8 protein-coding genes are annotated in these 9946 nt (G+C 56.5%); all 8 read right to left on the minus strand.

All coding sequences use genetic code 11. From position 1 onward, the window contains the following. Window positions 1-65: 65 nt before the first annotated feature. The 8 genes from bamB to pbpC all read right to left on the minus strand — a co-directional run bounded on the left by bamB (window position 66) and on the right by pbpC (window position 9946). Complete coding sequence (gene bamB, locus ACWHWP_RS17220) at window positions 66-1244, minus strand: outer membrane protein assembly factor BamB (RefSeq protein ID WP_047346750.1); 1179 nt, start codon at window positions 1242-1244, stop codon at window positions 66-68. Between the two features lie 10 nt (window positions 1245-1254). Continuing rightward, window positions 1255-1875 (minus strand): YfgM family protein, encoded by a 621-nt coding sequence (locus ACWHWP_RS17225; protein ID WP_429053928.1) that lies wholly within the window; start codon window positions 1873-1875, stop codon window positions 1255-1257. 13 nt (window positions 1876-1888) lie between these two features. Continuing rightward, window positions 1889-3163: a histidine--tRNA ligase gene (hisS, locus tag ACWHWP_RS17230; RefSeq protein WP_059312113.1), complete on the minus strand. Its 1275-nt coding sequence runs from the start codon at window positions 3161-3163 to the stop codon at window positions 1889-1891. Between the two features lie 80 nt (window positions 3164-3243). Further along, on the minus strand, window positions 3244-4362 hold the full coding sequence (gene ispG / locus ACWHWP_RS17235; protein WP_447856070.1) for a flavodoxin-dependent (E)-4-hydroxy-3-methylbut-2-enyl-diphosphate synthase: 1119 nt from the start codon (window positions 4360-4362) through the stop codon (window positions 3244-3246). Window positions 4363-4388: 26 nt separating this feature from the next. Next, a complete protein-coding gene (rodZ, locus tag ACWHWP_RS17240; RefSeq protein ID WP_059312114.1) occupies window positions 4389-5405 on the minus strand; it encodes a cytoskeleton protein RodZ in 1017 nt (338 codons plus the stop codon). Window positions 5406-5697: 292 nt separating this feature from the next. Then, window positions 5698-6864, minus strand: a complete 1167-nt coding sequence (locus ACWHWP_RS17245) for a bifunctional tRNA (adenosine(37)-C2)-methyltransferase TrmG/ribosomal RNA large subunit methyltransferase RlmN (protein WP_014171168.1) — start codon at window positions 6862-6864, stop codon at window positions 5698-5700. A 169-nt stretch (window positions 6865-7033) separates the two neighbouring features. Continuing rightward, window positions 7034-7465, minus strand: a complete 432-nt coding sequence (gene ndk / locus ACWHWP_RS17250) for a nucleoside-diphosphate kinase (protein WP_003860625.1) — start codon at window positions 7463-7465, stop codon at window positions 7034-7036. 156 nt (window positions 7466-7621) lie between these two features. Further along, window positions 7622-9946: a peptidoglycan glycosyltransferase PbpC gene (pbpC, locus tag ACWHWP_RS17255; RefSeq protein ID WP_447856071.1), complete on the minus strand. Its 2325-nt coding sequence runs from the start codon at window positions 9944-9946 to the stop codon at window positions 7622-7624.

Raw genomic sequence — 9946 nt, forward strand, 5'->3', positions numbered from 1 at the left:
TTAAAAATGTCAAAACGGCTCCTGAGTGAACAGGAGCCGTTTAGTATACTACAACCGCCGGGTAATTAACGCGTGATCGCGTACAGCGTGCCGTCTTTTGCCTGAATCAGCAGTTTGCCGTCGGCCACAACCGGGTCGGTGAGGAAACCGGAGCTGTCGACTTTTTGCTGTGCAACAAAGCGGCCGTTATCCGGATCGATCCAGTGCATATACCCTTCGCTGTCACCAACCACCAGGCTGCCGTTGTACAGTGCCGGTGCGGTCAGCAGACGGTGCAGCAGATCGCTTTGCGTCCACAGCGTCACGCCGCCTTCGGTGCTCAGCGCCAGCAGACGGTCATTCTGGTCAACCATATAGATGCGGTTACCATCAACGATGAAATCATTCACAGAACCCAGCTCACGTTTCCACATGATCTGGCCGCTGCGCAGATCCAGCGCGGTCAGGTTGCCGTTATAGGCCAGCGTGTAAACCACACCGTTAACGATAACCGGTGTTGTATCCACGTCGCTCAGACGGTCAATTTCCGTTGAGCCAGTGGCCTGGGAGATACGCTGCTGCCAAATCATCTGGCCCTGCTGCATCAGCACTGCACTCACGCGACCGTTGTCACCGCCCACAATGGCGGCACCAAATGCGGTAGCCGGCGCGGATTCACCGCGCAGAGAGAGCGCAGGCATATCCAGGTTCACGGTCCATTTCACCAGGCCGTCCGCTTCGTTCAGAGCCTGCAGCTGGCCGTTGCTGGTATGAATCAGCACCAGGCCGTCGCTCACTACCGGACGAGACAGGGATTCACCCGCCACGGTCGTTTGCCAGGCAATAGAACCGTCGCTGCTGTTCAGCGCATAAACCTGTGCTTTTTCGCTACCCACGTAGACGTGTCCGCCGGCAACGGTCAGGCCACCGGAGAGCAGTGCAGGTTTACGGGAGAACCAGCCGTCTTTTTCCGCCAGGTTAACAGACCACACTTCTTTTCCGTCATCGGCGTTCACCGCTTTCACGGTACCTTTGCGGTCAGCCGCATAGATTACGCTATCGGCAAAGGCCGGATGAAGGTTGGAATAGAAATCACCAATCCCATCACCCACGGAGGTACTCCATGCGGTGGAGGGAGTAAACTGGTTTTCAACCGTCGGCAGTGGGGACATTTTTACAACGTCTTCTTCGCCACTGAACAGTGAACAACCACTCAATAACGTAACAGAAAGCAGTCCTGGCAGAAGTAATTTACGCAATTGCATCGGGTCCCTCTCAGACGGACAAATTATTTATTTTCATCTGCATCATTTCGCTCAGCGCAGGTGATGCTTTGCTCTCCACGCCAGCTTGCCACGCTTTACGCGCGCCCGCTTTGTCACCTTTGCTCAGCAGTGCTTCACCGCGCAAATCGGCAACGATGGCAGCAAAACCTTCGCCTTTGATGGTATCGAGCGTTTTCAGCGCATCGTCAGCTTTCTTCTGCTGAACCTGAATACGTGCCAGGCGCAGATTGATCACCGCTTTCAGGTTTTCATCGCTGGCCGCAGCAAGGCCCTGAGACAGCTGGGCGGCGGCTTTATCCAGTTCGTTTTTATCGACGTACTGTTGAGCCACTTCCAGTGCAGCCAGTGCACCGTAGGTGTTTTTGTTGTCAGCCGCAAATTTCTCTGCCGCAGTCAGCGTTTGCGGCTGATCGGCATGAATTGCGCTAATGGTATTTTCATAAGACAGAGACGCGCCGCGCGCGGAATCCGCCTGATGACTGTTCCAGTAGCGCCAGCCCAACAGCGCACCAATACCTAAAATAACCCCAACAGCCAGCGCTTTGCCGTTTTCGACAAAGAAGCGCTTAATCGCGTCGACCTGATCGTGTTCGTTCTCGTAAATTTCCACGCAGTCCTTCTCCTTAGCCCAATAGAGTGCGCAAGTGCGCCGCAACGCCGTCCTGCGTTACCGTTGTCTGCTCACCAGAGCGCAGGTCCTTGACCACCACTTCGCCGTTAGCCACTTCGGACTCACCCAGCACCAGTGCAATACTTGCGCCCCACTTATCGGCACGAGCAAACTGTTTTTTGAAGTTGCCGCCGCCATGGTTGGTCATCAGCTTCACCTCCGGCAGCGCGTCGCGCACGCGTTCGGCAAGCTGCATCGCCGCAGACTGCGTTTCCGCGCCTGAGGCCACCAGGTATATATCGACAACGGAATCTGCTTTAAATTCCGGATTAACTGCCTGAACCAGCAAAACAAGTCGCTCAAGACCCATCGCGAAGCCAACACCAGGAGCCGCACGACCGCCAAGCTGTTCAACCAGGCCGTCATAACGGCCACCGGCACAGACGGTGCCCTGAGAACCGAGGCTGGTGGTCACCCACTCAAACACGGTACGGTTGTAGTAGTCCAGACCGCGTACCAGGCGCTGGTTCACGGTATAGGCAATGCCCGCCGCTTCAAGCAGCTTGCACAGGCCCGCGAAGTGTTCGCGAGATTCGTCGTCCAGGTAGTCACCCAGCGCTGGCGCATCGTTCAACAGTGCCTGAACGTCTGCGTTTTTAGAGTCCAGAACGCGCAGCGGGTTACTGTACATGCGACGTTTGCAGTCTTCGTCCAGCTTCTCTTTATGCTGTTCCAGGAACGCCACCAGCGCATCGCGGTAGTTAGCGCGCGCTTCCAGAGAACCGATAGAGTTCAGCTCGAGGGAAACGTGATCGGCGATACCGAGCGCGCGCCACCAGCGAGCCGTCAGCATAATCAGTTCGGCGTCGATGTCCGGGCCCTGCAGGCCGAACACTTCCACCCCCAGCTGATTGAACTGGCGATAACGCCCTTTCTGAGGACGTTCGTGGCGGAACATCGGTCCGATATACCACAGGCGCTGCTCCTGATTGTACAGAAGACCATGTTCGATGCCGGCGCGTACGCAGCCCGCCGTACCTTCAGGACGCAGGGTCAGGCTGTCGCCGTTGCGGTCCTCAAAGGTGTACATCTCTTTTTCAACCACGTCGGTGACTTCACCGATCGCGCGTTTGAATAACGGGGTCTGCTCTACAATCGGCAAACGGATTTCGCTGTAACCGTAGCTGCCGAGCACCTGCTTCAGCGTGCCTTCAATGCGCTGCCAGATGGCGGTTTCGCCAGGCAGATAATCGTTCATGCCGCGGATGGCTTGAATGTTTTTTGCCACGTTTATTCTCTTTCTATATACAAAAAAAACCCAAAGAATGGGTTCAATCATACATGGGAAGCTTGCGGCTTCCCATCACGTTATTTTTCAACCTGCTGAACGCTGATACGCTGTGTCTCGTCCATCATGGCGGCTTTGGCACGGATGCGGGCTTCAAGCTGGTCGATCATGTCGCTATTATCCAGACGATCTTTGCGGACGCCATCTTCATAGAGACCACTTTTCTTGTTACCGCCGGTCACGCCCAGGGTTGACACCAGAGCTTCACCCGGACCGTTCACCACACAGCCGATGATGGAGACGTCCATCGGGGTGATAATGTCTTCCAGGCGCTGTTCCAGCGCGTTCACCGTACCGATCACATCAAACTCCTGACGCGAGCAGGTTGGGCAGGCAATGAAGTTGATCCCACGCGCGCGGATACGCAGTGATTTCAGGATATCGAAACCGACCTTGATCTCTTCGACCGGATCGGCCGCCAGCGAGACGCGCAGGGTGTCACCGATCCCTTCGGAGAGCAGCAGCCCCAGACCGATCGCGGATTTTACAGAACCGCTGCGCAGGCCGCCCGCTTCGGTGATCCCCAGGTGCAGAGGCTGGTCGATCTGTTTTGCCAGCAGACGGTAAGACTCCACCGCAAGGAAAACGTCGGACGCTTTTACGCTGACTTTGAACTGATCGAAGTTGAGACGATCGAGATGATCAACGTGGCGCATCGCGGATTCAAGCAGCGCCTGCGGCGTCGGCTCACCGTATTTTTCCTGCAGATCTTTTTCCAGGGAACCGGCGTTGACGCCGATGCGGATAGGAATATTTTTGTCGCGCGCACAGTCCACAACCATGCGGATACGCTCTTCGTTCCCGATGTTGCCCGGGTTAATGCGCAGGCAGTCGACGCCGTATTCGGCCACTTTCAGTGCGATGCGGTAGTCGAAGTGGATATCCGCGACCAAAGGAACGCTGACCTGCTGTTTAATCAGCTTGAACGCCTCGGCGGCGTCCATGGTCGGGACGGAGACGCGAACGATATCCGCGCCTACTCGCTCTAATGCTTTGATTTGATTGACCGTCGCATCCACGTCCGTGGTGCGCGTGTTGGTCATCGACTGAACGGCGATAGGTGCCCCATCGCCGATTGGCACATTCCCAACGTAAATCCGTTTCGATTTTCTACGTTGAATCGGAGCCTGGTTATGCATGAAAAATCTCCCGCGTTGCCCGTCTGTTACTGTGCTGCTGATTGTTCGGCATTAACGGTAAGACGTGCAACCTGGTTAGTTCTGATAAAGCGGCTCAGGTCGACAGGTTTTCCTTGATACTGGATCTGTACCGCTGCCGGAGCGCCGATTTTAAGTTTATAAGGAGCCTGGCCGGTTAGGTTCAACGTGCCATCTTTACGCTGCAGGCCGCTGAACAGCTTTTTACCCGTCGCGTCAGTCACTTCCAGCCAGCAGTCGGCGCTAAAGTTCATCACCAGCGCGTTTGGATCGGCTGCTGTGGCAGTGCCCGCCGGGCTGGTAGGCAGAGACGCTGCGGTATTGTCTGCAGGCTGCGTGGCCGCAGGCGCGTTCGCCGCAGTATCAACATTTGCCTGAGAAGGGGAAACCACCGCGTTTTGATCCTGAGGCTGAGCCTGTGGAGCAGTGTTAGCCGTTGCTGCCGGAGCCTGCGCAGCATTGGTCGCCGGCGCCTCTGTCGCAGCCGTCTGTGGCTCGCTGGAGGTGGCCGCGCCGTCGGTATTCAGCGGCACGCTCTGGGCGTTATCGCTTCCGGCCTGGTTGAGTTCGGCGGAGGATTGATCGGCCATGGTGGTGATCTCTTCCTGCTGCGCCTTGTGGTTTTGCCACCACCATGCGCCGGTCAGACCGATCACCACAAACAGCACCAGCCAGGTAAAGCTCATCAGCCAGCCATCACGTTTTTTACGACGTTTCCCCAGGGAGAAGGTCTGCATCGGCGCAACTTTTGCTGCACGGACCGGGGCCTGCTTCTCCATCATTGGCAGTAATTCGTTTTCGGGGATGTGCACCAGTTTTGCGTAAGAGCGGATATAACCGCGCAGGAAAGTTGAAGCCAGATCGGCAGGTGCCTTATCTTCTTCAATATCGCGAACCGTGGAAACCTTCAGGCACAAGCGTTCCGCAACGGCTTGCTGGCTGAGTCCGAGTTGTTCACGGGCGTTGCGAAGACGAACGCCAGTGGAGAGTGCTTCATGTTGGTCGTGAGTGGCTTCAGTATTCATTCGCTACAACTACTGGTACGTGAAAAAAAGGGTTCAGGTGCCGGTGAGTCACAATGCCACCCGCACCGCGAAACTTCTGGTCAGTTAACCTTGAACAGACAGTATAAGACTGTCAGCCCGGAGATGACAGTACAGCCCTGCCCGTACGGCTAAACTGTTGTTACGTCGTTACATACTGCCCGAAAGTCGGATGAAACGCACCGTAATTATTGAGCAGTCATCACGATTCTGACTGGTTATTCAGTAAGATTATGCTTCACGGCGCAGATAATGCGCCGTGAGTGCATAATAATCAAACAGCTTTAACCGCGATCGTCTCGCCCTGCATGCGTTTACGCAGGGTACGCTTAGTACGGTCAATCACATCACCTGCCAGCTGTCCACATGCGGCATCAATGTCATCACCACGGGTTTTACGCACGATGGTGGTGAAACCGTACTCCATCAGCACCTTGGAGAAGCGATCGATGCGGCTGTTCGAGCTGCGGCCATACGGCGCGCCCGGGAACGGGTTCCATGGAATCAGGTTGATTTTGCATGGCGTATCCTTCAGCAATTCAGCCAGCTGATGCGCATGCTCGGTACCGTCGTTGACGTGATCGAGCATCACGTACTCAATGGTTACGCGGCCCTGGTTAGCGTTGGATTTTTCCAGATAGCGACGCACGGCAGCGAGGAAGGTTTCGATATTGTACTTTTTGTTGATCGGCACAATTTCGTCACGAATTTCATCGTTTGGCGCGTGCAGGGAGATTGCCAGCGCAACGTCAATCATATCGCCGAGCTTGTCCAGCGCAGGCACAACGCCTGAGGTAGACAGCGTCACGCGACGCTTGGACAGACCAAAACCGAAGTCATCCAGCATGATTTCCATCGCCGGAACCACGTTGGTCAGGTTCAGCAGCGGCTCACCCATCCCCATCATTACAACGTTAGTGATGGGACGAGTACCGGTCACTTTTGCCGCACCCACGATCTTCGCGGCACGCCAGACCTGGCCGATAATTTCTGACACGCGCAGGTTACGGTTAAAGCCTTGCTGCGCGGTTGAGCAGAATTTGCACTCCAGCGCACAGCCCACCTGAGAAGAGACGCAGAGCGTGGCACGGTCTTCTTCCGGGATGTAGACGGTTTCAACGCGCTGATCGCCGACCGCAATCGCCCATTTGATGGTGCCATCGGCCGAGCGCTGCTCTTCCACCACTTCCGGTGCGCGGATTTCAGCCACTTCTTTGAGCTTATTGCGCAGGACCTTGTTGATGTCAGTCATGTCATCAAAATTGTCGCTGCAGTAATGGTACATCCACTTCATGACCTGATCGGCACGAAACGGCTTTTCGCCCATCTCTTTAAAGAACTCGCGCATCTGCTGACGGTTCAGATCCAGCAGGTTGATTTTTCCATTTTTATTTGGAACCGCAGGAATGGCGACTTCGGAGGTATTCACTAATTCAGACATAATATTTACCGGCCTCGTTGTTACACGTTATGGCCCATGGAGGGTTGAATAGAAACGCCCCGGAAAGCGGTCTGCTCGTCCGGGGCGTTGCATTGTACAAAGTCTGGCGCAGGGATGCCACGTCTGGACGCGGCATTTACGAAAATAATGTGTAAACGAAACCGTTAAATTAACGGGTACGTGGACACACTTCGCCTTCTGCGAAGAAGAAAGCGATTTCGCGCGCAGCAGATTCAACGGAGTCGGAACCGTGAGTGCCGTTCTCGGTGAAGCTGTCTGCATAGTCAGCGCGCAGGGTACCTGCCAGCGCATTGTCCGGGTTGGTTGCACCCAGCAGATCGCGGTGACGCTGTACTGCGTTTTCGCCTTCCAGCACGGATACAACGATTGGACCGGAGGTCATGAACTCAACCAGGCCGTCAAAGAATGGGCGACCTTCGTGCTCAGCGTAGAAACCACGAGCCTGCTCAACGGTCAGGTGCAGCATTTTGGTGCCAACAATTTTGAACCCTGCTGATTCAAAGCGAGCGAAGATGCTGCCAATAACGTTTTTTGCCACCGCGTTTGGTTTGATGATGGAAAAAGTACGTTCAATAGCCATGATAACCTCTGTCAATGTTCTGTTGTTTTGCATACCTGAGTATGGTGTGGCGCGGATTATAATGAGCAATAGCGCCATTGCCTATGGATTCAGGTAACATTTTTTTAAAATAAGACGAGTTTTAGCAACAGCTCACAGCCGAATGCAGTTTTAAGGTCACTGCAGCGTAAAATTCACCGTCGCAACCTGCCCGGTCTCATCCATAACGAGTAACTGATAATCGCCCGATTTATCAAGCTGTAATGTGTAAACTCTTCCTTTCACGTCGAGAGGCTCTCCGTTCAAAAACCACCAGCGCTCGCCGCTATTGCCTGTCGCCTGAAGCGGCAGAGAAACGCGGGATTCCCCCGGCAGACGTTTAATGACGGCCCCTTCGCGCACGCCGGTCAGGATGAGTGGCGCAGGTGCGTCCTGCGAGAGCGGAGGACAGGTTGCTGATGAAGGAGGAACCCGTGCCGCACGACGCTCATTGGCAGGCAGCCACGGCTCCAGCGGCAGCGGCCAGACGTCAAGAACCTTCTCTGTTGCATCCGGGCAATCCGCTGCCACACGTTTGCCCGTTTTATCCAGCCAGACGGGGAAACGAATGCCGCGAATGCCTTCCTGCTCCGGCAACAGCAGCGTGGGCGGTTCACTCCCTTCAAGCAGCCAGGTCGACAGACGGCGTCGGCAGTTTTCACTGCCCTGCGGCAGCGACTGACCGCCAGGCCAGCAGATCGCGCCCCGCCCGACGCTTGCCGGGCGCGGATCGCGCGGCAAACGGGCTTCGTCTACCGTTGAGCGTGACTGAAGCAGGTTATTGACCTGGTTCAGTAGCGGAACCGCGCTGGCAAAACCAAACTGCCCGGCCACGGGTGTGCCGTCCGGTCGCCCGGTCCAGATGCCTATCACGTAGCGGGCATTCAGACCAATGGCCCAGGCATCGCGGTAACCGTAGCTGGTGCCCGTTTTCCAGGCCAGCGGCGCAACCTGCGGCAGCGCGTTATCCGGTAGCGGCTGCGCCTCATTCGCCAGAATACGGCGGATAATCCACGCCGAGCCTTGCGAGAGTAACGGTCGTTCACTCAGCGGATCGCCAGGCTGTAGCCGCAACCTTCCCGCTTTACCGTGTCGGGCAAAGGCGCTGTAGGCCGCAGCGATATCTGCCAGCCGCGCGCCGGCCCCGCCGAGGATCAGAGACAGATTCGGCTGAGCCCCCGCAGGCAGGATCAGCGGCAGGCCAGCGTTACTCAGCATCCCGGCAAAACGTTTTGGCCCGTAGGCTTCCAGCACCTGGACGGCCGGCAGGTTGAGAGAGCGCACCAGCGCTTCACTCATGCTGACCGGTCCGTGGAACCCGCTGTCAAAATTCCCGGGGCGATAATCACCGGTTTTTCTTGGAACGTCCTGCAGCAACGAGGCGGGATGGATCAGACCATCGTCCAGCGCCATGCCGTAGATAAACGGTTTCAGCACCGATCCTGGCGATCGGATCGCATTGACCATATCGACGTGGCTAAAACGCGTGTCATCGTTGATATCCACCGATCCAACCCAGCCGCGTACTTTCATATCGGTATGATCCACGACGATCATCGCCAGCGAGCTGCGTGCCGGCAGGCGGGATTTCCAGTTCATTGCCAGCTCTTCCAACTGCCGCTGCAGCCCGGCATCAAGCGTGGTGACAATTTTAGCGTCGCGACTTTTGCTGAGCATCATGCGTGCAAAGAGCGGAGCCAGCTGCGGCATCTGTCGGGGCGCCAGCCATACCGATTCTTCACGGGATTCTTTGACCTGCTTTGCAGACCAGACCCCCTGCGTCGCCATGCGATCGAGCACTTTATTGCGCGCCGCTTCGGCCCGCTCAGGCCAGCGGTCCGGACGTAAACGGCTCGGTGCCTGCGGGAGCACAGCCAGCAGCGCCGCGTCGGAATAGCTGAGCTGCGACGGCGGTTTGCCAAGATAGGTCCAGCTTGCCGCCCCAACCCCCTGCAGCGTACCGCCAAAGGGTGCGCGGTTGAGATAGAGCGTGAGAATGTCGCGCTTGGAAAGATGCCACTCCAGCTGCATCGCCCGCCAGAGCTGACGAATTTTGCCGCCAATGGTGCGCGGATGTGGATCCAGCAGGCGTGCTACCTGCATGGTGAGCGTACTGCCGCCAGAGACGACTTTGCCAGAACTGAGATCCTGCCAGGCGGCACGCAGGACAGAGAGCGGGTTTACGCCAGGATGATCCCAGAACCAGCGATCTTCGTACTGGATCAGCGCCTCAAGATAGCGGGGAGAGACCTCTTCAATCGTAACCGGATAGCGCCAGATCCCGTCGTTGTCGGCAAAACGCCAGAGCGGCGTTCCCTTCTCATCCACCACCACCCGCGCGGGGTTAACCTCTTTCAGAGGCAAGGGCCACAGGCGGTCAGCGGCCAGGATCAGCCCCCATAAAATGAGAAGCGCTCCCGCCAGCCACAGCCAGCGGGAGCGTATCAATCGTGCTATCCGCAT

It is taken from the genome of Enterobacter sp. WI-ESBL-E8, from assembly GCF_053364895.1.